At 50.5% G+C, this 25574-nt stretch carries 18 protein-coding genes; 4 read left to right on the top strand and 14 right to left on the bottom strand.

The window, feature by feature from the left end:
- Positions 1 to 281 precede the first annotated feature (281 nt).
- Positions 282 to 1970 (bottom strand): (2,3-dihydroxybenzoyl)adenylate synthase, encoded by a 1689-nt coding sequence (locus DESTI_RS04190; RefSeq protein ID WP_014808722.1) that lies wholly within the window; start codon positions 1968 to 1970, stop codon positions 282 to 284.
- A gap of 24 nt (positions 1971 to 1994) precedes the next feature.
- Complete coding sequence (locus DESTI_RS04185) at positions 1995 to 3953, bottom strand: oxidoreductase (protein ID WP_014808721.1); 1959 nt, start codon at positions 3951 to 3953, stop codon at positions 1995 to 1997.
- Positions 3954 to 4545: 592 nt separating this feature from the next.
- Here DESTI_RS04185 and DESTI_RS04180 point away from each other — a divergent pair.
- The gene (locus tag DESTI_RS04180) at positions 4546 to 6057 is read left to right on the top strand and encodes a two-component system sensor histidine kinase NtrB (protein ID WP_014808720.1); all 1512 of its coding nucleotides are present in this window, start codon (positions 4546 to 4548) and stop codon (positions 6055 to 6057) included.
- 9 nt (positions 6058 to 6066) lie between these two features.
- The gene (locus tag DESTI_RS04175; protein ID WP_014808719.1) at positions 6067 to 7506 is read left to right on the top strand and encodes a sigma-54-dependent transcriptional regulator; all 1440 of its coding nucleotides are present in this window, start codon (positions 6067 to 6069) and stop codon (positions 7504 to 7506) included.
- On the opposite strand, the gene DESTI_RS04170 is transcribed toward DESTI_RS04175, so the two are convergent.
- Complete coding sequence (locus DESTI_RS04170) at positions 7478 to 7708, bottom strand: hypothetical protein (RefSeq protein WP_014808718.1); 231 nt, start codon at positions 7706 to 7708, stop codon at positions 7478 to 7480. The genes DESTI_RS04175 and DESTI_RS04170 overlap by 29 nt on opposite strands.
- A 617-nt stretch (positions 7709 to 8325) precedes the next feature.
- Here DESTI_RS04170 and DESTI_RS04165 point away from each other — a divergent pair.
- Positions 8326 to 10467 carry a PAS domain S-box protein gene (locus tag DESTI_RS04165; RefSeq protein ID WP_014808717.1) on the top strand — a complete coding sequence of 714 codons (2142 nt, stop codon included), beginning with the start codon at positions 8326 to 8328 and terminating at the stop codon, positions 10465 to 10467.
- Positions 10468 to 10545: 78 nt separating this feature from the next.
- On the opposite strand, the gene DESTI_RS04160 is transcribed toward DESTI_RS04165, so the two are convergent.
- The 9 genes from DESTI_RS04160 to DESTI_RS04120 form a co-directional block, all read right to left on the bottom strand.
- Positions 10546 to 11439, bottom strand: coding sequence for a damage-control phosphatase ARMT1 family protein (locus DESTI_RS04160; protein ID WP_014808716.1), 894 nt, complete (start codon positions 11437 to 11439; stop codon positions 10546 to 10548).
- Between the two features lie 16 nt (positions 11440 to 11455).
- On the bottom strand, positions 11456 to 12712 hold the full coding sequence (locus DESTI_RS04155) for a Tm-1-like ATP-binding domain-containing protein (RefSeq protein ID WP_014808715.1): 1257 nt from the start codon (positions 12710 to 12712) through the stop codon (positions 11456 to 11458).
- 125 nt (positions 12713 to 12837) lie between these two features.
- Positions 12838 to 13476, bottom strand: a complete 639-nt coding sequence (locus DESTI_RS28400; protein WP_014808714.1) for a CBS domain-containing protein — start codon at positions 13474 to 13476, stop codon at positions 12838 to 12840.
- Positions 13427 to 14755 (bottom strand): Tm-1-like ATP-binding domain-containing protein, encoded by a 1329-nt coding sequence (locus DESTI_RS04145; RefSeq protein WP_014808713.1) that lies wholly within the window; start codon positions 14753 to 14755, stop codon positions 13427 to 13429. Before DESTI_RS04145 ends, DESTI_RS28400 begins: the two co-directional genes overlap by 50 nt.
- Positions 14755 to 16416: an AMP-binding protein gene (locus DESTI_RS04140; protein WP_014808712.1), complete on the bottom strand. Its 1662-nt coding sequence runs from the start codon at positions 16414 to 16416 to the stop codon at positions 14755 to 14757. Before DESTI_RS04140 ends, DESTI_RS04145 begins: the two co-directional genes overlap by 1 nt.
- Before the next feature lie 103 nt (positions 16417 to 16519).
- Positions 16520 to 17926 (bottom strand): phenylphosphate carboxylase subunit beta, encoded by a 1407-nt coding sequence (gene ppcB, locus DESTI_RS04135; protein WP_014808711.1) that lies wholly within the window; start codon positions 17924 to 17926, stop codon positions 16520 to 16522.
- Between the two features lie 125 nt (positions 17927 to 18051).
- Positions 18052 to 19131, bottom strand: a complete 1080-nt coding sequence (locus DESTI_RS04130) for a PEP/pyruvate-binding domain-containing protein (protein WP_014808710.1) — start codon at positions 19129 to 19131, stop codon at positions 18052 to 18054.
- A 22-nt stretch (positions 19132 to 19153) separates the two neighbouring features.
- The gene (locus DESTI_RS04125; protein WP_041286747.1) at positions 19154 to 20980 is read right to left on the bottom strand and encodes a PEP-utilizing enzyme; all 1827 of its coding nucleotides are present in this window, start codon (positions 20978 to 20980) and stop codon (positions 19154 to 19156) included.
- Positions 20981 to 21157: 177 nt separating this feature from the next.
- Positions 21158 to 21721 (bottom strand): UbiX family flavin prenyltransferase, encoded by a 564-nt coding sequence (locus DESTI_RS04120; protein WP_014808708.1) that lies wholly within the window; start codon positions 21719 to 21721, stop codon positions 21158 to 21160.
- 431 nt (positions 21722 to 22152) lie between these two features.
- Here DESTI_RS04120 and DESTI_RS04115 point away from each other — a divergent pair, with 431 nt between their 5' ends.
- On the top strand, positions 22153 to 23049 hold the full coding sequence (locus DESTI_RS04115) for a LysR family transcriptional regulator (RefSeq protein ID WP_014808707.1): 897 nt from the start codon (positions 22153 to 22155) through the stop codon (positions 23047 to 23049).
- 430 nt (positions 23050 to 23479) lie between these two features.
- Here DESTI_RS04115 and DESTI_RS04110 read toward each other — a convergent pair whose 3' ends face one another.
- Positions 23480 to 24250, bottom strand: coding sequence for a CoA-transferase subunit beta (locus DESTI_RS04110; protein ID WP_014808706.1), 771 nt, complete (start codon positions 24248 to 24250; stop codon positions 23480 to 23482).
- Between the two features lie 12 nt (positions 24251 to 24262).
- On the bottom strand, positions 24263 to 25234 hold the full coding sequence (locus DESTI_RS04105; protein ID WP_014808705.1) for a CoA transferase subunit A: 972 nt from the start codon (positions 25232 to 25234) through the stop codon (positions 24263 to 24265).
- Between the last annotated feature and the right edge of the window lie 340 nt (positions 25235 to 25574).

The following is a 25574-nucleotide window of genomic DNA, read 5'->3' as shown; positions in this document are numbered from 1 at the left end:
CGATTCAGTTACACGGGGCAGAGAAAATCGTTTCAGCGATCATGGTTCCTCCAACTTTATAAATCTCCCTTAGCCCCTTAGGCGCTAACTTTGCGCAGCCTTGGTCGTTTGTTCCGGAGGAACAGCCGACAATAGGCCGGCGATTCATCGCCGGTTAAGGGAAAACATGATGATTTTCTAGTCCCGGCGGGACGACTGATACTCAACTTCCCGGCAATGAATTACCGGGCTATTTTCTTCAGTCCCTGCGGGACAAGGAATTACAGAAAAGTTGGCGTCGTTCATCGTATCTTCGTTCCGTCGAGCTTGCCGCCACTGGCTTGGCGTTCCAGCTCTACCCTCTCTGCTATCATCTGACGCAGGGCTTTCTTGTTGACCTTTCCAACAGGGGTGAGGGGAAAGGCATCAACTAACTCCAGGCGTTCAGGTAGCTTGAATTTTGCTATTTTTCTCTCTTGCAGGAGAAACTCATTCAAGGTTTTAAGGTTGATGGACGAATCATGCCGCGGGATTACGTATACACACGCTCGCTCTCCCATAAGAGGATCCGGCATAGCGACATAGGCACAGTTGGCTACTGCAGGATGGGCCAGAATATGATCTTCGACCTCTTCAGCACTGATCTTTTCGCCACCTCGGTTGATGCAGTCCTTGATTCGACCTTCGACCACCACGTTGCCTGTGTGATGCAGGCGAACGAGGTCGCCTGATTTGTAAAAACCCTCTTCCGTAAATGCCTTGGCATTGTGATCGGGCGCCCGATAGTAGCCTCTGATGATGTGCGGCCCTCGACACCAAAGTTCCCCCACCTCCCCTTGTTGGACATCCGTCTCCGTGACCGGGTCGACGATCCTGAATTCATCCCCCGGAGATTGTGGACGCCCCTGAGTGTGGAGCTGTACTTCCAGTGGGTCGTCTCTTCGTGTCCAATACAGGGGGCCTTCGGCCATGCCGAGTACCTGCTGTACATCGCATCCCAGTTCCGGCTTTATACGCAAGGCGACTTCCGGGTTTAATTTCGAGCCACCGGTCAGGATCACTTCCAGAGAGCTCATGTCGTACTTCCGGCGGTTGGGATGATTCAGCATACCCACAATCATGGTCGGCACTGCAATGCAATGTGTGACATGATGCTTGGCAATCAGCTCCATCATCGCTTCAGGGCTCGGATTATCCGAGAGAATCTCGCAACCGCCTTTGGAGAGGACGCCTTTTAATCCGGGACACGCTACTGCAAAATTGTGTTCCTGTGGGATGGCAACGAGACTGACCGTATTCTCGTTCAGCCCGCAAATATCTGCATTGCAGAGGAAGTTGTATGTGTAGTCGTTATGCGTTCTCGGAATAAGTTTGGGAATACCTGTCGTTCCACCTGAAAGAAGAAGAACCGCGGGAAGATTGGGGTCCTGTCTGGGAAGCTCGTTCAGCCCCATACGCTTCTCGATGGGATCCTGAAGCATGGCATCAATGGAATAGTTGCCTTTCTTGGGTTCACCCCCGGCAACGAGGACCATTTTCAACTGAGGGTTCTTGGTTTGCACATTTGCAGCCATCTCTTCATAATCGAATCCACGCCAGGCAGTTCCGACTGCAATTGCTCGAGCCTCGGCCAGCTCGGCAAAAAAGCCGATTTCCGCTTCTCTGTGAGCAAAGAGGGCCATTATCGGAATGACCCCGGCTTTCAGAGCAGCGAGGTACGTGATCGCCACCTCGGGGATGTTGGGCATCTGCAGGATGAGACGGTCATAGGGCCTCAGACCGAGATTTACTAGATGAAGAGCGAGTCGAGTGGCGAGATTTCCCAGGTCGCTGTACTTGAACTCTCGTCCTCCTGATGTGATGAGCGCCGTTCGCGACGCATATTTGGCAAAGCTCTCATCCATGACCTCGCTTATTGTCTGATCGATCCAATAGCCCGCGGATCGATACTTCTCAGCGAAATCCATGGGCCACGGTGTGAAGCCTTCCATGTCCTTACCCCTCCTTGAAATGGGTTAGATTCGTGCTCCTATCCTGAAACCGTCGTGGATGGCGTTGTATAAACTGCGGGGAACCATCGCATCGCCGACGACGTACAACTCGTCACAGAAATACTCCAGCTCGTTCGTCAGCTCTTGGCGAGACCCGATCGGACCGGCCAAGATCACCATGTCCGCAGGAAGGTCATGTTCGTGACCGTCTTTATCTCTGATTTTGACGGAGCCGCTTTCGATGCTCAGCGGTTTTGCTTCAGTAAGGACCTGAATATTGAGCTTCTTCACCAGTGCGTTATGACGCCACTTGAATGTCATGGACACGTCGAAATCGACCCGCTTGTCCGATTCTACGATGACGGGCTTTTTTCCTTGCTCGGCCAAAACTTCCGCAACCGTCAATCCTACTTTGCCGCCACCCAGAATGACCACGTGCGGCCCGCCATTAACCCAATTTTCAGCTGACAAGGCTTTCCATGCATCCCAGACTATTTCGGAATCGACTCCCGGAATCTCCGGCTTCTTAACTGCGGCCCCTGTTGCAACGATGACCACGTCGGGATCGAATTCCGCTGCAACTCGCCGATTGACCGGCGTATTGAGCCGAACCGATATGCCGAGGTCTTCCACGCGATACTTGTAGTACTGGAGAAGCTCCAACAAGACCTGGCCGCCGCTGATGTCCTTGGAAGATGGGATCAGCCCGCCACCGAGCTCGTCCGATGATTCGAAGATGGTCACGTCGTGACCTCTTTGAGACGCTGCGATTGCAGCTTCGAGACCTCCGGGACCTCCACCTGCCACCATGACCTTCTTCTTGAAAGCTGCAGGTCGTATGGAGTATTCGGGTTCGACTTCATGGCCGAGCCGCGGGTTCACCGCGCAAATGTACGGCTGGTTGTAGAACATTTTTGCCAGGCAAAGCATACAGCCAATGCACGGCTTAATTCGTTCGGGAGTACCGTTCTCGATCTTATGGATCATCTCCGGATCGCTCAGGAGAGGACGGCAGATTTCCCAGTAATCGAATACTCCATTTGCAATGGCCTTGTCGGCCTCGTACGGGTCGGAAAGTCGGGGTCCGAACGCAAGAGGGACGTCTCCTATATGTTTCTTGGCTTTTTCAGCCAGATGGAGCCATTCAGTGCGGCTCACGTCTCTTCCTAATGCGCCCTGCCTCGATTCATGCCAGCCTATTACCATGCTGATCATGTCTACACCGCATCCTGCGGCTATTTTCATGATCTCCATACATTCATCGACAGTGTTCCCGCCGTACTCATCCATGAGTTCCGTGCCATTGAGACGTATGATCACGAGTCTTTCGGGTCCGACAGCCTTTCGGAGTGCTTCAAGGATTTCCACCATGAACCGTGCACGCTTTTCCACAGAGCCGCCGTACTCGTCTGTGCGTTTGTTCGTAAAGGGAGAGAGAAAGCAACTCAGCAAGTACCCCAGGAAGCTCGTTACCTCCACTCCATCGTAACCGGCTTTGACAGCCCGCTCCGCTGCCACGGCATGATCGTTGACCGCTCGTTGGATCTCTTCCTTACTCATGGCTCGAGGCGGACGGAAGTGCTTCAGAGTTTGCGGCGTGTCCGAAGGCTGAACGCAGTATCCCAAGTCTATGCCGCCATATCGTCCTCCATGCAGTATCTGTTGAATAGCTACAGCGTTGTTGTCGTGAAACAGGTTGGAGATTCTCTGGAGACCGGGAATGTATCTGTCGTCGTTGATACAGAGCTGACTATGATAGGCTTTACCCTCTCCCGAGGTGTCGGGATATGCTCCCTGGTTTGTCATGATCGAGGCACCGGTTTGAGCGATCACTTGATCGCGGGCGAATTCTCTCTCTGTGAGAAAACCGTCCCGAGAGTTGAAGTTACTTACGCAACAGGCCGCATATTTTATGCGGTTTCCGACTGTAAATTTTCCTACTTTACCCTCACCGAAAATGTGAGGAAATCCCTGCGCCGACATCTAAAACCTCCATAAGCCACAGGTCACATTTTTCAGAACTCCTGGATTCGGATTCTGACGTATCATTTTGATTGAGTGCTCGATAATTGCGAGCGGCGGAGTCTTTTCTCAATTAGTCTATTGAGTGCTTCTCTCTGTGTGGTGAGTGAATCTTCTGCCTTTGCGACTATTACCGCTTCAGGCATGCCCGTCTTGCTTCAGTTATCGGGGCTGTGCACTTAACGTGCCAAGAGCTGGGTCCAGGAATTCCTCATCTTCTTCATCGGAAACGCTTGGCCGATTGAAAGAATTTTGCAGTGTTCGGATCTATTCGTAAGATTCCAGGCCGCATAAAACTGTAAGCCTCGCACGCGAAGTGACAAATCTGCATCACAAGCCAACCGGAAGGAGATTTAAGGAATATAGAGGCGAACCGGACCAGTTGAAAAAGCCTTTCAATATTGTTGAAAATTGCTTGCACCTTACACCGCTCATCTGTATGATGAATATTTGAATATCGTGACGATCGCGGGCCTTTCTCCCACGCCTGACGAAAACTCGGACATCGAACGAAGCCATACTGCATGACAGTAGCCGTTTAAGGAGACGCTTCGTGGATCTCGCCGACGTTCTCGACCGATATCACAAGCAGATCGTGGAGACCTGGGCATACCATATGCTCAACGACCAATCTTCACGATATTCGGACGAACCGGCAGAAGAGCTCACAACGCTGATCGATTATGCTACCAGTTGCTTTCGGAAAGCACTGGTGGACGACCAATGGACCGATCTCGGTCAATTCATCAACTTCATCGCGCATAAAAGACTTCACGGCGGGTTTACGCTTTCGGAAGTCCAACGGGCCTTCGAACAATATCGCGCTACCGTGATCCCTTTGCTGGTTGCGAACATCCAGCCCCCTTTCTTAATGCAGACTCTCCTTCGTCTCCACCAGATTATGGTCTCTACAGTCACCCGTTTCAGCGCATATTTTCAGGATCTTCACGAAGAACTTCTTCGTAATCAAGCCAAGTTCCTGGAACAGGAGGTAGCGGACAGGACGCGAAAGCTTGCGGAGTCTGAACGGAAATACAAGATACTCGTAGAGGATATCAATGACGGTTACTTTGTCCTGGTCGATGGGACGATAGTCTATGCGAACAATGCATTTGCACAGATGCACGGATATGAATCGCATGACATTTTGGGACGACATTATCTCGATTTTGTCGCCCCCGAGTCGAGTGCAGCGGTCAGAACCGCGTATTCCGGCAGTCGCGACGGTACGGTTTTGGCGTCTCGGCTCGAATACCTGCGTCTACACCGTGACGGTCGGCAGCTTCCGACCGAAATAATGGCAAAGCTTACTTCGTACGGGGGTGAATCAGCCAATATCGGTATCTGCCGGGATATCAGCGAGCGAGTTGAGCTTGAAAGAAAGACCCGAGAGGCGGAGAAGCTTAACGCACTGGCCAAATTCACTGCCTCGTTGGCTCATGAGGTCAATAACCCTCTGACAGCGATCAAGATGAATGTTCAGATGTTTTCGGAAAGTCAGTTACCGGAGAAAGACCGCGGGAAGCTTCTGTCAACAACGCTCCACGAGATAGAGCAGATCAGAAGGTGCATCACGGAAATGATGAACCTCACCATCCCGTTTCGTTTGAATTGCCGCTTTGTCAGTCTTAGAGACCTTGTTGAAGGGTGTCTCCGAATAGTGGAGCAGAGAATTGCCTACCAGGGAGTAAGAGTCTTATGCCGGCTCAGTGGAAAGGTGACAGAAGTGTGGGTGGATCCCGAGAGAATGGAGCAGGCCTTGATCAACCTGCTGCTCAATGCGCTCGAAGCACTCCCGAAGCAAGGGCGTATATTCGTCAGTTCCAGAGCTTCATGGGAAAAAGGTCAACCGAGCATCCACATACGAATTGCCGACAACGGCCCCGGTATTCCCAAAGAGAAGCGGCCGTATGTTTTTGATCCTTTTTTCAGTCAAAAAGCGGGAGGCATCGGTTTAGGGCTAGGAAACGTCAAGAAAATCGTGGAGGCTCACGGGGGTCGTGTAGAAGTTACGGAGCGGATACCTCAAGGTATTGCCTTCACGCTGGTGCTGCCGCAGAAATGAGCTCTTTGTATGAAATCGAAAGTATGCATCATTGACGATCAAAACTCCATTTTGGAGTCTATGGAGATCTTTTTCAAGATCAGGAACTGGGATGTATACACGGCTGCCAATGGCCCGGACGGGATCAGGCTGGTGGAGCAGGTCCGGCCTGTACTGGTAATTCTGGACATTCGACTCCCGGGGATGAGCGGACTTGAAGTCCTGGAAAAGCTGCGTGGAAGATTCCCCAAGCTGCAGGTAATAGTGATCACGGCTTTTCAGACCATGGAGAGCACGATTCAGGCGATAAAGCTTGGAGCGTTCGACTACCTTCATAAGCCAATTGACATCGCTGAGATGGATGCGGTGATACGACGCCTGGAGGTCACTGCTGTAGACCAGGATCGTGAGGTTGAGGCTTTGGATCAGGCCTTCAACCCTACCGACCACCGACCGCATATGATTTCCCGAAGCCGCAGAATGAAAGAGGTGTTCAAGACTATTGCTCTGGTCTCGGAATCCCGCGTGACGGTTCTCATTCAAGGAGAAAGCGGTACGGGTAAAGAGTTGATCGCCAGGAGCATTCACTACAACAGTCCCTGGAGTGATAAGCCCTTTACCGTGATGGACTGCTCGACTCTGGTAGACTCTCTCGTGGAGAGCGAGCTGTTTGGTTACGAGAAAGGGGCCTTTACAGGAGCCACCGACACGCGAAAAGGACGACTGGAATTGACCGGAGAGGGTACTATCTTATTCGATGAAATAGGAGAGCTGCCGCTACTGATGCAAAGCAAGCTTTTGCGTTTCCTCCAATCGGGGGAGTTTGTAAGAGTTGGCGGGGATCGCCCCATCTTCTCGAATGCAAGGATAGTCGCCGCCACCAATCGAAATCTTACTAAGCTGGTTCAGGAGGGCAAGTTTCGAGAGGACCTGTACTATAGATTGAAAGTCGTGACTATCGATGCACCTCCATTGCGCAGCAGGAGGTCCGATATTCCTCTTCTCGCAAGCTTCTTTCTTCAGAAGACCGCTTATCAGAACGTCTCAGAAACGAAACGTCTTTCACCTGAAGCTCTCGAGCTCTTGATGAACTATGATTGGCCGGGCAATATTCGGCAACTGGAGAACGTGATGATCCGTTGTGCTGTTCTCAGTCCCTCTGCGGTGTTATCGAGAGAGCACGCAGAGGCTTGTCTGAAAGACTCTCCCACCTTTGCTTCAAACCATGGAAGCAACACAAGTCTGGAAGAGGTGGAACGAGAACATATCCTGAAAGTCCTCGATTCCAACGAATGGCATTTAGGCAGGACGTGCGATCAGTTGGGGATGTCGCGACCGACTCTCAGAGCAAGGATGAAGAAATATGGGCTTTTCCCGAGCGACTCCCGAAAATCTCGTGCTTCGGGAAATATGAGGTGTCGGAAAGGAACAGGAAGAAAGACTACGTTGCGTCCACAGGAAGTCCGCTGAAGGGCAGGAGATCGGGAAACAACTCTCTGGCCTCAGCGAGTACACTCGGATCGCTGTGAACCGGATTGCTTGAAAGAACAGTCCTGCTGTCTTTCGAGACCTTACGCAGGTGATATCCGCCCTTACTGTCTTCAACTAACTGGATTCTGTGTTCAAGCAGTATTTTCTCCGCCACAATCCTACATGAGCATGATATTGTCATCCAACAGGCTTCCCCAAAAGTGCTTTTTTGTGCCTCGCTCCAGATCCTCGTATATATAGCAGGTGTATAAAATAGTGTCCAATTGCGAAAAGCACTTCTCGGCAATTGGTAGGTACCGTGCCCCCGTGCCAGCACATTTTTCAAATACAAATCAACCGGTTCGGGCCGGCAGAGACGCCGACCCCTACCGTTCATTTAAAGCACAATGTGTTCAAAAAGTCAGAAATTACGTCATCTGCTATAATACGATGTGTGCAGGGGACGCAAGAAGAAGCTTCTAGGCCAGGTCCTTCAATACGCCGAATGTGCAATGCTTACTACTCAAAGCTGTTTGTCCGAGTAACGATTCAGTTACTCGGGGTAGAGAGAATCATTTCTCGGATCACAGTCCTTCCAACTTTCCAAATCCCCCTTAACCCCCCTTTACTAAGGGGGAAATTTCGGGTTGCTTCTTTACCTCCCTTTTATAAAAGGGGGTAGGGAGGATTTTCCCACGTATAACTGAATGGATACTTGTCCGAGTGCAATCTTCTTGACCTCGTTCCTGACTGTTGTTAGGATTACTGCTTCAATATCTCACAAGGTAATGAAATACCAAGTAAAACTGGGGATCTTCCGTGACTGGTGCAACGAAACACGATCCCGCCGCAAGAATTTTGATATGCGCAAACGAGCCTGGGCTGACCCGGGACGTTGCAGAGACCTTGCGTGACCTTGGCTACAATGTGGCGGGGATTACTTCCACCGGACAAGAAGCTCTCAAGAGTGCCGAAAAGATGCATCCGGATTTGGTTCTCATGGACATCGGTCTTCCCGGGGAAATCGATGGAATAGACGCTGCTTTGATGATTCACTCTCGACTGGATATTCCTGTGATTTATCTTGCGGCTGGAACTGAGGAGAGTATCCTCGAACGTGCCAGAAAATCTGAGCCGTATGGTTACCTTAGCAAACCAATCCACGTACCGGAAATGAGAAGCGTTATAGAATTTGCCCTTTATAAGCATGAGGCTGATCGGAAATTGAGAGAAAGCGAAGAACGGTTCCGTAGCCTCATTGAGCAAGCTTCAGATGCAATTTTCGTTCACGATTTCCATGGCAGATTTCTGGAAGTCAATCAGCAGGCTTGCATATCATCCGGCTATTCACGAGATGAATTGTTATCATTATCGGTTGGTGACCTTGATCCGGATATGGAGAAGAGAGGAGACAGCTCCAGATTCTGGCCGAATCTTCCAGCAACTTTCGAATCAACACATAGACGAAAAGATGGAACGACATTCCCTGTCGAGATACGACTGGGGCCAATCGAATATGGGAATACAAAAGTTATCCTCTCTCTGGTACGAGATATTGCTGAACGAAAGGGGGCAGCGAAGATTCTCCAAGAAAGCGAGAAACGTTTTCGAACTATCTTTCAGACCAGCCCAGATTCCATATGTATCAATCGTCTCAGTGATGGCGCCTACGTTGACGTAAATGCGGGATTTTCCGAGATATACGGATTTAAGAAAGAGGAAGTGATTGGAAAATCATCCCTGCAGATCAATATATGGAAAAATCCGACTGATAGAGAGCGTATCATTGACGGACTCAAAGAGTTCGGACATGTGAATAACCTTGAAATTGAATTCCGCCGCAGGGATGGAGTATTACGCTCCGGACTCGTATCGGCTCGTATTGTTGAACTGAATGGAGAGCATCATATCCTGTCTGTCACCAGGGACGTTGAAGATTGGAAGAAGGATCAACTGAAGCTACAGGAGAAGACCTCGCTTCTCAATTCACTTATTGAAGCCTTGCCGGATGTCATCTATTTCAAGGACCTCGACCGGCGACACCTTCTGGTAAACAAGGCATTTGAGGATTTCTTTGGTGTAAATGGGCAGGAGGTAATCGGAAGGACCGTCGAGGAATTCTTTCTCAAAGATGACACTCTACAGAGCCGCACGACTGATGAAGAAGTCATGGCAACAAAGGCGCCACTCATAAGAGAGCAGTCCTGGATTGACCGAAAGGGTGGAACACACATTGTGGACACGAGAAAGTTCCCAATTTTTGATCATCAAGGGAATATCATGGCCATTGGCGGCATCAGTCGAGATATCACCGAACGTAAGAAAGCTGAGGAAAGAATAAAGGCGTCTCTCAAAGAGAAGGAAGTCCTTCTTCGAGAGATTCATCACAGGGTTAGGAACAATCTAGCTTTGATACAGAGCCTGCTTCGGATCCAGTCTCATCACGTCCGGAACTCCGAATTCTCTCGGATGCTTGAAGATACCCAGCATAGAATTCGATCTATGGCATTCTGTCATGAGCTGCTTTATAAATCGGAAAATGTTTCCAGCATAAGAACCGACGAATACTTGGGAAATCTGCTGAAACAACTCAGAGAGTCTCTCTCTATCGTAGGAAAAAAGATCGAGATAAGGCAACAAATCGCGGCACTTCATCTGTCCATAGAGAAAGCCTTTCCTCTGGGCTTCATCCTCACAGAGCTCATTTCAAATTGTTATCAACATGCCTTTCCTGAGGTCAAGAACGGAGAAATTGTCGTGGTTCTCAGACTTCTGAAGGACAGCGATCTGGAATTTGTGGTCAGGGACGACGGAATAGGTCTTCCAGAGGATACTAAACCTCAGGAATCCCAGTCGCTTGGTTACCATTTGGTAAGGATTTTTGTGAGGCAACTGAACGGCAGTATTGATATCGTGAATGACAAAGGTACGGAAGTCCGCATCAAATTTCCACTAGAGTAAGAATTCTCAGCACATCTTCAGATTCAACCACCACCGAACCGTCTAAATGTGTAGCTTCTTACTCGGAAGAGGACCATACTATGCCTGTTTCCCATCGGAATAGAGTGAGATTATAGGCTGCTTGAGTGGAACGTCGAAATGAGACACGTACGGATTGCATTTACTCACAAGAAGAAAAGCAATCTTTTTGAGAAGGCGCCTCTCTTCATGTAGTGAATCGAAATTACCTCCGCCCTTGGAGATTACGAGATCGGCTTCAGTGAGCAACTCTTGGACTCGTTCAGAGCATCTCGGAATAGATGTTCCAGGAAAAGGTCCATCAATTCCGTTTTCGAGAACAAGTGTGATGTCCTGCATTCCCGCCATCCGGGCTTCTCTGAGAGTCGCATCGTTCAATGTGGGCCGACTGCGAACCACGTAATACGTTTTGACTTCATGAAAACGCAGTATTGTTTCAATAAGGAGCTTGTCGAATACTATCTCACCTGCGTTATCCCCAAGGTAAACCAGACGTTCAGCGGACAATATTTCATCTGCGACTCTCTCGAGTGACTTGGAGTGAGCGACTGGTTTCTCGAGTTCGGATACTAGAAACTCAATATCATCGGAACCTTGCATCCACATTAAATCGATCCAGTTTCCCACCACTGCGAGCTTGATCGCCGTCTCCACTGGACGGGGAGATTCGTCAATGAGTGTTCTCAATCTAGGGTACAGTTCAATCGCTTTTAAGGTCTGCCGCTCTTTAAGCTGCTCGTAGGGATCCTTTTCTCCAAAAGTCTCTGTGATCGTGCGCCACGCGGACTCGATCACCTGGGGACTCGTAACAGACCATTCGAGACCTCTCAGGGCGGGAATTTCGAGAATTCTCCGAGACAAGCGTTTCGTAATCGCTTCGTCGTCTGTCAAGCTTCGGATTGCATTGAGTGAGGCTCTGAAGATGCAATGGATACAATCTGGTGTCAGTAACATGTTCCGATCGACCTCATTATTGAGATAGCACCCTCCGGGCTTCTGCCGAACACGTTGAGGCTGATTTCATCAATTCATGGAGATGCGACACTGCCACTGCTGCAAATTCTTTTGAGTTGATATGAGCTTCCACCTCTATCACAGGAATGCGGCTGTCAAGGATGCTCTTCAATTCGGCCAAAAATGCGCTGTTGGTTTCAGGATCGAAAAGAGGGCCCCCTTGGCAATCTGCTTCCGACCAGCCCAAACGAGGAACTATAAAGCGAACCGGACCGTTGGATCGATTGAGTTTTTCGCCAATTATTTGGGCCAGGCGGATCACATCACAGCGATCCGTACGCACTCCGGACCGAAAGTCGTACCAAAACACGCTGCGGCCTTTCATATCTGATGGCATTGTCTCGATTGAGTCGAATTCCAATACGATGCAGTCCAGGCCGCCAGGAACAACCACTTGGGGAATGCCTCTTTTACCTGCCGACTCCAAACGGCCCGGCCCTATTCCGCCGCAATACCCATTATACAAAGCGTCTGAAAACTCGTGCAGAGCGAAATCCAGGACACCGTCGATAAGTCCCTGATCGATAAGATCTTCCATAGCCATGCCGCCCGTTCCATTGGCGTGGAACGGAGCAACCTCATATCCGGTGTCTTCCAGCAGTTTCTTGACGCTCGTGGCGCCTTCAGTGATGAACCCGAACGAAGTCAATCCGATGATAGGCTTTTCTGATGCAATCGGCCCGGCTTTTGATGCCATTCCGACGATTGCGGCGGCTGCACTCTTGAGTATGCGTTTGCTGATAGGGTTCAGTCCGAGTATATCTATCACCGAATGCATTACCGCGATATCCTTTGTTCCAACAAGTTGACTCATATCTCTCGACGCAACGGTGGAAACCATCAACTTTGGAACTCCCAGAGGCAGACAACGCATAACACTCATGCCTATGTGAGTGCCTGTTCCACCACCGACTGACATAACAGCCTCGAACCGGGATTGATCGTAGAGTTTGGCAACGACCGCCGAAGCTCCCTCAATGACCGCTTGGACCGATGCCCGCCGATTCTTTTGTCGGTTGAGAATATCGACACCGTACCCTGCTGCCTCTACAACCTGGCTACGGGAAATATCCGGTGTGGCAGTTGGTGGATGCAAAGTGCCCACGTCTATGACGATGGTATTGCATCCATCTGCTTGGATCAACTCCCTCAGGTAAGCCACCTCTTCGCCCTTGGTATCAAGAGTGGCTACAATGGCGACTGTAGGCTGCACTCGGACCTCCTTCGCACTTCGTGAAGGGTAACGGAGCGAGAATTAACTGTGGTTGAATGTTCTTGTTCTTACATCAATTTGCATTCAAAATCCCACAATACCACCCTTTAATTTCTTCTCAATCCTTATGCCGAAAACTCCAGTATTCTGTATCCGTCTTTTTCAAAGGCTTTCCTCACGGTTTCAGGGTCGTCGCACTCTGCCCTCAAAACTACTCGCACCTGCCCATTCTTTTCCGGTACGGTAAAGATCGAGCGAGCGACTCCGCCGCAATTATCAACGATACGAAGTATCTTCGATAACGTTCCTCCCTCCAAAGTGACATCGGTGAGGGTCACGCGAAGGCGCTGCTGCCCCGCTTCCAGGAGTTTGAAAAGAGTAACAAAAATCTCCCTATCGGATACAACGCCTACCACTTTCTCTCCATCGAGGACCGGGAAAGTACTCATCATCATATCCCGTCCTTTGATAAGCGTTTCCTCTACCGTATCATCTACCGAGATCGTCAGGGGCATTCGGACCATGACGTCTTTTACTTTGAGCTTATTGCAGAAGTAGTTTAGCTCACAGACATCTCCACTGCCACTAACACAGTATGCGGCCTCACTCAGATCGCGGCGATGGACTACACCCCGAAGACGCCCTCCATCAACTACGGGAAGCATCTTGAGATTGTTTTCCCGTATTATGGTGACTGCTTCGACGGCCAGAGCGTCACTGGGAATCGAGAATTGCTGAGGTAACATCCAGTTCTTCACTAACATGTGATCTCCCTTCTGGGGTGATATGAAATTGTGAAGAAGATTTCCAGACGGTTCCGGGAGTCGGGAATACTTCCAGGCAAACCTCTTCAACGGCTTCCGCAAAGCGGTCGTCCTCTAGATTGGCATCCACTTCCCTGATATCCAGTCTCGCACCAAGTTTTTCTCTCAAGACATTCAAGAAAATACGATCCTGATCTGCATCAAACATGTGACTTGAAGGTCTATCCACTGCAGACCAGCCCTGAGTCGGGAACATCAGTACAGTGGACCCTGCAGCGTCGGCCAACTTTTCAACAAAAACTTCGGAAACCTGTTTCATCTCGTCATCCGATAGTCGGATGAAAGTACGTAGCGCGTCAAGATCATATTTTCTTCTCTGATGGTATTCAGGCTTGTACCTGGATTTGCGGGGACTCATCAGATTAACGCCTCCAGGAGCCACTACTTGAGGAATACCTAACTTTCCGGCGCTCGTCAGACGTTCCGGTCCCGCGGCCCTCATTCCCCCGAGAATTTCTTCTCCAACACCACCCGGAGTAAGATCCACTACACCGTCGAAAAATTCCAGGCCGATCATCTGCTCCATGGCGCGATCGCAAACACCTGCCGCTGAGAATCCAATGACCTGATACCCCTCACGCTGGAGACGGTTCTGAATATGGTTCGCGCAATGTTCCGTAGGGCCGAACATTGAAAGAGCTATCAGAGGCCGTCCCTCGGATCGTGCAGATTCCACGGTGAGCGGTTCAGCCGATGCCATTCCAACGATGGCTCCGGCAGCTCGTTCCAGAACATTGCACAGTGGCTTCGACAAGCCGGAAATCTCGATGACCGTGTGAAAAATGGATATATCACCGGTTCCTATGTAGTGCGTGGATAGACCCGGCAATGCAGCAGTTGAGGACACCATCAGTTTGGGAACGCCGAAGGGCATGGCACGCATTACTTCAGTTGCCATGAGACTGCTGGTGGAACCGCCAAGGCCGATGACGCCACCCAACCGATTTTCACCGAACAGATGCATAGCAGTTTTCACCGCACCCGCAATCATCTGGTTAGTGATCTTTTTCCGCTCGGATGAGGCTCTTATCTCCTCAATATTCGTGCCGGCAGCCTCAGCTATTTGGGCTGGAGATATGTCCGCTCCGGGAACATCCCTGGACATACTGAGATCCATGACCAAAGGGTATGCCCCAAGGTCGCGAATCTTATCCCGGAGGAACATCGTCTCTTCACATTTCGTATCCAGGGTGGATATCAGCAAGACTATACGTTCCATCAGGATTTCCCCTCTGAGGCTACCTTTTCTTTGATTTCTTTTTTGAGAACCTCTTTGTTCACTTTCCCCGAATCGCCGACAGTCGGAAATTCGGCTACTATCTCGAGCCGTTCGGGAAGCTTGAACATCGCTATATTCTTGGATTTCAGGAAATCCACCATTTCCTGGAACGTAAATTCCCGGCCGTTCCTCGGGATCACGTAAGCACAGGCCCGCTCGCCCATTTCCCTGTCCGGATATCCTACGACCGCAACTGACACAACTTTAGGATGATCGTTGAGTAAGCCCTCGATTTCAGCCGGATAAATATTCTGGCCTCCACGAATGATCATGTCCTTGGCTCTGCCCAGTATCCAGAGACATTCCTGGTCGAATTTCACGATGTCGCCCGTGGTAGTCCAGCCATTTGGATCGAAAACGGTCGCGGTGAGTTCTTCATCCCGGTAGTAACCGGCCGGAGCGTGGGGCCCTCTGAAGTAAAGCACCCCGGGTTCTCCGTCAGGCACTTCGTTCTTACCCGATTCGTCCACGAGACGAACCTGATTTCCCGGAAGCATACGACCTACGGTTCTGCGACGCAGGTCTCTGGAGTCTTCCACCCGGCATCCGGACACGGACCCCATGTCCTGGGTACCCAGATCGCTGGTAATGGAAGCACCGAAAGCCTTCTCTGCTTCTTCTGCTATTTGAGGGGAAAGATACCCTCCCGCGGAACGGATAAAACGAAGCGAGCTCAGGTCATACTTGGAGGCGTCAGCATCGAGCATTCTTACCAGGTGAGTGGGCACGACTCCTATGGCAGTGGCTCTTTCCTTTTCGATAAGGGCCAAGGCCCCGTCAGGAGAAAACTCCTCCAGCATGACCGTCTTTGCTCCTGCCAGGGGTGCAGCAAAATAGGTTAGCGTACCGGCTGCTCCGCCGGCATGTGGTGCGATGGCCATGGTAATGTCGTCCTTGGAAAGGTTCCAGATATCTACCCGAGCCTTGGACGTACACACGCGAGGGGCTGTCGGCCATTCCACAAGTTTGGGAATTCCGGTGGTTCCCGATGTGGTTGTGAGCAGAGCGACATCCCATATAGGATCGAGTCTCCTTTCAGCCAGGGCAGACTCGCTCACTGGCTTTTGCGCCCGCTCGTTAACAATGCTCGTAAGTGAATAGGTTCCAGCCGGTGCGGAAGCAGGGACTTCGTCGTCAAACAGGAAGATATTCTTCAAATGCGGAAACTGCTTTTGCAGTCCCTCATACATTTCCAGGTAGTTGAATTTGTTGTACATAGTCAGAATGATGACCGCTGATGCCTGAGTCCGTTCGACCATGTACTCCAGTTCCCTCTGACGAAGATAAGGATATACTGTCAGCGAGATCAGACCGGCACGTTCGCATGCAATCCTGGCCAGGAAACCATATACGCTGTTTGGTGATTGGACGATCATACGGGAATGCTTCGGGATACCCATTTCAACCCATGAAACGGCCATCGCATCCACGAGGCGCTTCGCTTCGGCCCAGGTCAAGCGGTACTTTGAATCGACCAAGGCTTCCTTGTCGCCGTATTCGCGGGCATTTCTTTCCCAAAAATCATAAAAAGTCTCATGGGTCCAATAACCGTTTTTAAGGAACTCATTCACCATGTCTTCTTTGTAACGAATCGGTTTCAAGTGGGCCTCCTTGGTGATCGAATTTCGGTAAAATAGGGATCGGTGCGTGTTCTCGCACAGGGCGAAGGAACAACATGGATCGATCGATTTCTCGGCCGTCGCATCAGAATCCCAGTTCGGACCACCTGCTTTTCACTCGCTGCACCATCGCCGGGTCCAGTTCGATGGGAATCGGTTTGTATTTCCAGTCATAGGGTATGGTGGCATCCAGGAGCAGCCTGCCGGTAATGTCTCTCGATTCAATGGGCAGGGAGGGGTCAAGCGGTGTTGAACGACCTCGCTTGATCACCTGGGAACGGTTTGGCTGGAACCTGAAGCTCAGCGCATACATGACTCGAGGGATGTCCCAGGGATCGATATCTTCGTCGACAACGATCACTGTCTTCAGACCGTAAGCTCCCATTTCCGTGGAAATGGCTGCTGTCAAGACCTGGTCGGCATGGCCCGGGTACATTTGCTTCATGGAAATGATGGCGAGAAATCTTCCCGAACCTTCCGGCGGACAGTACACCGCTTTGAGCCCCGGAATTTTCATTGCAAGAAGCTGCTGCCAGAGTGTTGCACCATACGAAAGCGCCATGGTCATGTGCGTGTCGGTGACCGCTCGACCGACAGTAGTTCCCCACAGAATCGGGTTATTTCGATGAGTCACGCATTTCACGTCCATAAAGTTGCGCGGGTCGGTGCCTACTCCCGAGTAATAGCCGGTGTACTCACCAAAAGGCCCTTCTTCCATGAATTTGTTGGCATCCACCTCCCCTTCCAGGACGATTTCCGCATGCGCTGGAATGGGCAAATCGACTGTCTCTCCCTTGACCACTTCCACGGGTGTTCCCCTGAGAGCGCCGGCAACGTCGTATTCCGATACAAAGGCGGACACTCGTGCCGCTCCGAGGATGAACAGCAGAGGATCGCATCCAATGATCGAGGCCACAGGCATTGGTTTTCCCATTGCCTGGTACTTCTTCAGCATGATGTCTGCGTGCTTGCCCTTGATGAATTGGGTGCCGATTTTGTCTTTGCCCAGGAGTTGGGCCCGGTAGGTTCCCAGGTTGACCCATCCGGATTCAGGGTCTTTGCTGATGAAAAAATGTGCAGTGCCGATGTAACGGCCGCCATCCAACGGATACCACTGAGGGACAGGAAATTTGTAGAGATCGATATCATCGCCGTACAGGATGTTTTCCTTGCACGGAGCCAAAGCTTTGTCGACATATGTGGGAGGTACCAGATTCTCGCCCAGTTTGGCCCACGCCTGATAAAGATCCACCAGAGTCGAATCGAGCGGCTGTCCCATGATCATGGCAAGCCTCTGAGTAGTGGTGCACACACTGGTGATTACCGGAGTGCTGTAGTCCTTTACGTTTTCAAACAACAGAGCCGGACCGCTTGCCTCTTCATTCAGCTTGGCGATATGCGAGAGCTCGAGATTCCAATCGACTTCAGCCGTGATCTTCTTGCATAATCCCTTTTCCAAGCCTTCTTTCACGAAATCTCTCATGTCTTTCATATGGATTGCTTCCTCCGTTTCTCGCTTGCTCACAGGGCGTACAAATCCCTTTGAACCCCGGATCTTTTTTTTTCCGTGGCTCTATTCGTTGTGCAGAGCCCTCGCGGGCTTATATTTTGGTCGGTTTACGTGACTTTTTTCCCAGACAACAGCCCTGCTACAATATGCTCCAGGGCACTCTTTCTGGGTTGTACCAATGGCTTAACCTCTTTTTGGCTCCAGACGGTTTCCGGCCGGCTCTGAAGAATGAAGACTTCACCCTTGAAAGGCAGAAATTTTTCGGTCGCCCATTCAATGTCCATGGGTTTGCCATAGTGTTTTTCTATGCGCTTCGCCAGATCCACCAAGTTGATGATCTCAGTGTCCAGCAACGTTTGCTGCTGGCGGCGCTCCGCATCGACTTCCAGTTTTTTTACTTCATCCGTTTCCGGGTCCGTTGTGTAGTAGATCGCCTTGTCAGAGACGGTTCTCTTCACAATATCCATTGTGATTTTGTTGACTTGAAATTGATCGGGAGTCACCTCACCTGATACCACGCTTTCTCCGAATCCCCAGTTGGAATCGATTACCACCGTTGCCCGATCGCCGGTTGACGGGTTCAGAGTGAACATGACTCCTGCTGTAAAAGATCGAACCATTTTCTGGATTGCTACGCTTATGAGCACCTTGGAATGATCGAATCCCATTTTGAGCCGGTAAGAAATGGCTCGAGCAGTGAACAGACTGCTCCAACACTTCCGCACTTTGTGAAGGACATCATCAATGCCGCGAACCCAAAGATACGTATCCTGTTGGCCTGCGAAACTTGCATCCGGTAAGTCTTCTGCTGTGGCGGAGGATCTGACTGCTACGGGCAATGCCGGCATTCTGGTGCGCCGGGAAAGGACGCGATAATTCTCAGCTATGATATCTTCCAATTCTTCACTGAATTTTCCCCCCTCGATCCAGGTTCTGATATCCCGGGAGGCCTTGTCTATTTCGTCAACATCGCTGTAGTCGAGTCCCTTTAGTCTGTCGATCGCCGCATTTTGAATGCCGTTTTCCTCGAGAAAACGCTCATATGCCCGGGTGGTAAGAGCGTACCCTGGCGGAACCGGAATCTGAGCCCTCAAAAGCTCTCCGAGACTGGCACACTTGCCTCCGACCCGGTTCACCATAGTTATGTCGCATTGCTCAAAGGGCAACACATACTCGGACATTTCCATTGCAGATCCTCCGCCACACGAATCATGAGATTATGTTAATTTCCCCTGTCGCGCCGTCCATTTTGACTCGTTGACCTGTTTTGAGAATGGATGTCGCCGAGCCGGTGCCTACTATTGCGGGTAGGCCGTATTCTCGACAGACGATGGCTGCGTGACACATAACTCCGCCAACATCGGTTATAGCAGCCTTAATCTTCTGGAAAGCAGGTGCCCAACTGGGTGATGTCGTGGGAGCAACGAGGATCTCCCCGTCCTTGAGCTCGCCTATTTCTTTGACGGAACGGCAGACTCGAACCGTGCCTTCCACAATTCCCGGTGAGCCGGGGAATCCGATTATTTTGCTTACATCTCCGCTTGCAACTGCCTTGAGTTTCGCCCAATTGGTCATGGAGTCCGAGGTGATTCCCCAGAGGACAATCGTGAACGGCTCATTAATGCTTTCAGGGACAGTACCCATAGCATCCGGCGGGATCCATTGACGGAATTTGTCCATGACATCCTTGCGCCACGCTATCTCCTTCGGCCATACGAGAGGCCCCCGCGGCTTAGAGCCCGTGGCCCAGGAGGTAACGACATCCCAAAGGGCGTCCTTGATTTCAGAACGCTTCATGTACCAGATGTCTTCAACATCATCAAAAAACTTATATTCAACCAGAATACGAGATACTTCTCTGATTTTGTTCCAGAAAAGACTATGGAACCAATGCTCTACGTAGAAGAGATGGTTTTCCACATAGGGAAACACCGTCTTCGCGGTTCCAAGGAGTTGATCGTAGGTCTGTCTATCTTCATCAGTCCTCAAAAGAGCTCGGTATTCGCTCACGAGTTTATTGCTTTCATCTCGCACATCGGCTGTCGGTCGTTCTATGTTTTCTCCTCTACGCAGTTTCTCGATGTAAATCCGCATTGCCGAAATCGGGATATCGAGATCGTCATTCCAGGATGAGTCATGGTGATACCAACCGGTTCCGGTAGACACATGGAACCAGGGCTCTCTGGCCTTTTCGAAAGCTTGCATCCATTTCTTGCCGTTTTCCGTGGCATCCATCTTGTCAAATACCGACTGGGCGCCATTGCCGCTCATCACGATCTCGTCAACGCCCAGATCGAGCGAGAGTTTTGCAAGCTTTTTCAATTCTTCGTCCGGCTGGTAGATGATGACGTCTATACCGCCTACCATCTGAGTAATCTTCTGAAGCGGGATGTCCGGAAATGCTTTCTGACAAAAATCCACAAAAACGACGTATGCCGCGTATCCGAGGTTGAGGAATTCAAAATGATACTGCCAGGTGAGAATACCGAGATCGATCAGTTCATCGTAGGCCTTAAGGAGTTTGTAACCAGTGGAAACACCAAGCCCTTCCGTGACAACCGATTCATCTTCCATTTCAGGGAGGGTCGGAATCTTTAGCTCCGCAAGTTTTTTGATCACGGAGCGCATTTTGTCTTCCCATTGATCGTGGAGCTTGTCCCAATTCTGATAGTAGTATCCTGCTCTTTTCATAAAGAGCTCTACACGTTTAGGAATTTCTTCAGGATCTGAAACTGGAAGTGGAGTGATATAGATGTAGCCATTATGGATACGGTGATCTATGCCCATGGCCGGAGGCACAATGAAGATTCTTGTGTTGAACTGCGATAGCGCAAGAAACCACGCTTCATCCCAAATAATATCAAAGGGGTACATCGGTTCGGGGTAGTGAAGCCCGTCGTAGAACCAGAACATGCTCTTTTCGTACTGTGCACGTTCAGGGTCGTCTTCCGAGAACTGATAATGATAAGGATACATGCGTTCCCAGCCTTCAGTTCCTGGAATGATTTCCGCCTTATGCGGATCGGGAAACTTCATTTCGGCCATGTCTCTCCACCTCCTATTCGGTTTTGGTTCGCGTCCCTCCAAAGCGGGACGACCGTTGTCCCCTTCCTAAACCTGAACTGTCGATGTTTCAGTTCGCTCCGAACTTATCCGGCTCCGATGCCGATCAAAGCTCCCGATGTCAAAAATCTCCGAACTTTTGTTCTTTATTCATCTCCCTGCCCATCGTTGAAACAGATCATGCGAAATGCCGAGTTGGTCGAGAGCTTTTCCTATGGTTTGATCGACAATGTCATGTATAGTTCGCGGCTTATGATAGAAGGAAGGAACCGGTGGGAGGATGATACCGCCCATTTCAGTAATCGCAATCATATGGCGGAGATGTCCGAGGTGTAAGGGAGTCTCCCGCGGAATAAGAACTAATTTTCTACGCTCCTTGAGAATCACGTCAGCCGCGCGAACGAGCAGATTGTCGTTGAATGAGTTTGCGATCATGGAAAGGCTTTTCATGGAACACGGGGCAACGATCATACCTTCGGTGAGAAAGGATCCACTAGAAATGGAGGAGGCAAGGTTTTCCGGTGAGTGCACATGGTCCGCAAAGGCTTCCAATTCTTCAGGTCTGAATGAGGTCTCATGTTCCATGGCAACTTTTGCACCACGAGTAAGAATAAGATGCGTCTCAATGTCCTGAATTTCTTTCAGCACCTGCAGCAGTCGCACGCCATAGATAGTGCCGCTCGCTCCGCTGATTCCCACAATAACGCGTTTCACAGGCTCATCTCTTTACCCGGCTCAAAGTACACGACGTCACCTTAGTCCGCCGGTGCGAGGCGAAAGTTAAATAGGGACCACATCCGGATCCCCTTACATAGACTTGTCTTTAAATTACCTGTATGCGTCCGCTGTTAGTTGGATACTTATCCGCTTTTGTACTGCAGCATCTATCGGCTTTTTGGCATCTTATTTGCCCCGATACTGATGATCCTCTTACGGTCCGAAAGTTGGATCTGCACGCTCGCGTTTTTTTGAAGTCAGATTGTGAAGATAGTGGAAAATAGAACCATCCAAAGCCCACGAGAAAAACCGTGTCTTTAAGAGATTATTCTCAACGTCTAAGACAAGGAAGTCAACCCAGAAAAAAGTTATACTTTTATAAGATTTTCTTATGATGTATACTATATATTGCTTGTTCGAGAGGAAACATGAATCTCAAGCAGCTCGAAATATTTCACTATTTCTGCCTTTCCGGCAGTATGTCCCGTACTGCCGCTCATCTCAGAGTGTCCCAGCCTGCGATATCCCAGCACTTGCACGGCTTTGAAGAGGATTGCGGAGTCAAACTCTTCTACCGCGATGGCACCACATACCGGCTTACTGACACCGGCGAAGCCATCTTCTTACTTACAAAACGAATTTTCAGCAGAGTTGCCCAGATAAGTTCTTTGCTGGAACAGGCACAAAAGGGACAGGCGGAACGCCTCAGAGTAGGAACAACAAAGGGTTACGCTTTCACGCTCATGCCTGATGTTCTTTCACAATTCCAGAGCAAATTTCCCGGCGTGCAGGTGATTTTGAGCGAAGGCAATTCTGCAGAGCTTTTAACTCGCCTGCGTAGACGCAAGGAAGATCTCGTCATTGTGGCGAATAGCACTTACGATTCAACCATGCGTCCCATTCCGTTTGCAAGAGCCAAATTCATACTGGTGGCTCGGCCCGATCATCCTCTGGCCCAGCGAACCGAGGTGTCGCTAAAGGATCTGACAAACGAGGCACTCATTATCAGGGAACCAGGATCAGGTTCGCGGGAAGTCATCTTAAAGAGACTCAATCAATCGGGAGTCAAGCTGTCAGTCGTTGCGGAATCCGAAAATCTCAGTTTCATACTGGGGTACATTGAACGAAACATGGGAATTTCGTTTATCCTGGCTCAAGAGGTTCGAAGGGAATTATCTGAAGGCATTCTCAAACAAATTAACCTCGTCGAAGGTCCTATTACATTTCAGTCCGATATTGTCACTTTGCGTGGAGAACCGCTAACTATTCCTATCAGATACTTCATCAAGGTAGCTCGAAAATTTCAGCAGTCGAATTCCGTTTAGTCCGTTCCCACAGTGGCTGCGCGCGTAATCCAAGAAGAGCGAACCTCTGGGAAATCCTTCTTGTAACCCCGAGTCTGGCGGGGCCAGCTCCTTCCCAAGACCTTTCATGGGAAGTGTATAAAACAGCATCCAATGCGAAAAGCACTTCTTCGCAATTGGTAGGTGCCGTGCCTCCGTGCCGGCACATTTTTCAAATAAGAATCAACTGGTTCGGGCCGGCAGGGACGCCGGCCCCTACCGTTCTTTTAAAGGACAATGTGTTCAAAAGGTCAGAAACTATGTCATCTGCCATAATATTCGCCCAAGACTATGATTTTTCTAATAGAAAAACTATGGGCTTGGGCGAGTGCTAAAAGTCTTTTGGAGGGTTCGGGAACCCTTTTTACAAAAAGGCTCCCGGATATTACTTGCTTTGAAAGCCATATTGGTATTACGCAGGAGGGCCCAGGATCAACCGCTGCGGGTCCACTTCTTCTCGGAGGATTCTCAGTTCCTCCTCCGTGGGGGGATCGGCTTCCCGGACGCGGGAAACATCCATCTCAAATCCTGTACTTACGACAACCTCTTGAACCTCCACTCCGGGATAGACTTCCGAAAGGTACATGGCCCGGGAGGTGTCATCAAAACGCATAATGCCGAGATTGGTAACCACGGCTATGGGACCGCCGCGGGAAAACCCCGCTTGCCTCCGAGAATCGTCTCCGGAAAGCCAGCCGGGACTGGTGAGATAGTCTAACTTCTCCACGAAGCGCCGCTTATCGTGCTGCATGAAAACAATTACGCCCCAGGCGAGCGATGCGGCATCACAGGCTCCCCCGCTCCCGGGAAACCTGGTTCGCGGATTGCGGTAATCTCCCAGCACCGTGGAGTTCAGATTTCCAAAACGATCGATCTGCGCTGCTCCCAAAAACGCTATAGTATGCAGTCGCCGGTGGCCCAGAAGAGAGAAGGCCTCGATCAGCCCGGCATTCATGGCAGCGCCGGACATGACGCGAGGATCTGCAACCGCCAGGGGTAACTCCTCGAGCGAAGGATCTATCCCGCCGGTCTCAAAAAAAACCACTGCGTCCGGGGCATGAATTCGTTTTGCCACCGTAGCGGCAAGCATGGAAATGCCTGTGCCGGCAAACACCACGTCGCCGTTGCCGATCATTCTTCCCGCGCTCGTGGCCATCATTTCCCGAGGGCTATATGCTTTCATTTTCGATCTTCCTTACCGCCTGTCCAGTCCCGGAGCATAGCCAATTGCAGGATTGGCTTTGATTTTCATGAGATTCGCAACGCCGACTTTTTCTAAATACGCTTCTTCATTGGGCACGCTGTAGACCCACTCGTCCAGATATTCGCTAAACAGGTCGTCACGCGCTGCAACATCCTTGTAGAGATTGAGATGCTGGGGATCGTAATCATAAAAAGAGTAACACGCCGTTGGGTGGGCTCCGAACGGTGCCTTCACTACTGCGTCTACCAGAAAAGAAGGAAGTGAATTCTGGTCGGGATCGTCTCGGATGAAAGAGCGTGGAACAATTTCCTCGCATGTTACGATCACGTGATCCGCAGATCGGGCCTGCTCCAGATCGGCGAAGGTCAGACCTTTCATCCGTACGGTGCCATCCTCGCCCACGTACTGGGCATGAATCAATGCAACATCAGGATTCAGCGCCGGCAACAGCACGACTTTGTCCTCCTCGCCGTTGAACGGATTCCTCATGACCGTGAGTTTCTTTGAAGGCACTTTTCCCGTGCCCCTGACCTCCGCGGCAAATCCTTCCACCTTGACGAGGTCCGTCTCGAGCCCTGACTTGGTGGCCATGAAAGGAAGTCCCATGGCTCCGGCAAGGAATCGCAGGCTCATTTGATAATTTGAGTAATCCTCGACTTCGATCTGTCCCGCGCCGACCGCTTTTCTGAATCGTATGCACGTAGGTGCAAAACGCCCTGTGCCTCCGTAGGCAATCTCCAGTCTCCGAACGCACCCCGCTCCAATCAAGAGATCGAGAGACTGACCGTGGGAGTGGCAGACAATATAGAGGTTTCTCTTTTTCTGCCTGATAATTTCCCGGGCCAGGGCCATTGCATTGCGGCTGACGGTGAATCCACCCAGAGCTACTTGGCTTCCATCGGAAACAAATCTCCGGACGGCATCCTCCGCGCTCATCAGTTTTCCGGCGATGTCATGCGGCATATTGGATTACCTGCTCTCCAACCGTTTGTTCTTATCGTATTCTTTGAAGATACAGTAGGTGACACAACTTCTGACCTTTTGAACAACCTACCCTTTATAAGAAACGGTAGTGCCCGGCGTCCCTGCCAGGCAGAACCAGTTGATTTGCCTTGAAAAATGTGCCGGCACAGAGGCCGGCACCCACCAATTTTCGAGAAGCGCTTTTCGCAATCGGACAAAAATTCTGACATTTGCATAGAATGCAACTACCAGGATAATAAGGTAGCGAGAAGAGTCAATCTCTTGACCGGAAAGACTCAATCCGGCCCATCCACATCTGCAATCCTCATTGCTATACGGA

This window comes from Desulfomonile tiedjei DSM 6799, from assembly GCF_000266945.1.
GTDB lineage: Bacteria > Desulfobacterota > Desulfomonilia > Desulfomonilales > Desulfomonilaceae > Desulfomonile > Desulfomonile tiedjei.
The sequence above is the reverse complement of the archived record's forward strand: the minus strand, read 5'-3'. Positions and strand labels throughout refer to the sequence as shown.

Bases quoted from the DNA above. Each gene is read 5' to 3' on its own strand.
- DESTI_RS04190 (WP_014808722.1), bottom strand. From the start codon at position 1,970: ATGGAAGGCTTCACACCGTGGCCCATGGATTTCGCTGAGAAGTATCGA.
- DESTI_RS04185 (WP_014808721.1), bottom strand. From the start codon at position 3,953: ATGTCGGCGCAGGGATTTCCTCACATTTTCGGTGAGGGTAAAGTAGGA.
- DESTI_RS04175 (WP_014808719.1), top strand. From the start codon at position 6,067: ATGAAATCGAAAGTATGCATCATTGACGATCAAAACTCCATTTTGGAG.
- DESTI_RS04170 (WP_014808718.1), bottom strand. From the start codon at position 7,708: ATGACAATATCATGCTCATGTAGGATTGTGGCGGAGAAAATACTGCTT.
- DESTI_RS04160 (WP_014808716.1), bottom strand. From the start codon at position 11,439: ATGTTACTGACACCAGATTGTATCCATTGCATCTTCAGAGCCTCACTC.
- DESTI_RS28400 (WP_014808714.1), bottom strand. From the start codon at position 13,476: ATGTTAGTGAAGAACTGGATGTTACCTCAGCAATTCTCGATTCCCAGT.
- DESTI_RS04145 (WP_014808713.1), bottom strand. From the start codon at position 14,755: ATGGAACGTATAGTCTTGCTGATATCCACCCTGGATACGAAATGTGAA.
- ppcB (WP_014808711.1), bottom strand. From the start codon at position 17,926: ATGAAAGACATGAGAGATTTCGTGAAAGAAGGCTTGGAAAAGGGATTA.
- DESTI_RS04130 (WP_014808710.1), bottom strand. From the start codon at position 19,131: ATGGAAATGTCCGAGTATGTGTTGCCCTTTGAGCAATGCGACATAACT.
- DESTI_RS04125 (WP_041286747.1), bottom strand. From the start codon at position 20,980: ATGAAGTTTCCCGATCCGCATAAGGCGGAAATCATTCCAGGAACTGAA.
- DESTI_RS04115 (WP_014808707.1), top strand. From the start codon at position 22,153: ATGAATCTCAAGCAGCTCGAAATATTTCACTATTTCTGCCTTTCCGGC.
- DESTI_RS04110 (WP_014808706.1), bottom strand. From the start codon at position 24,250: ATGAAAGCATATAGCCCTCGGGAAATGATGGCCACGAGCGCGGGAAGA.
- DESTI_RS04105 (WP_014808705.1), bottom strand. From the start codon at position 25,234: ATGCCGCATGACATCGCCGGAAAACTGATGAGCGCGGAGGATGCCGTC.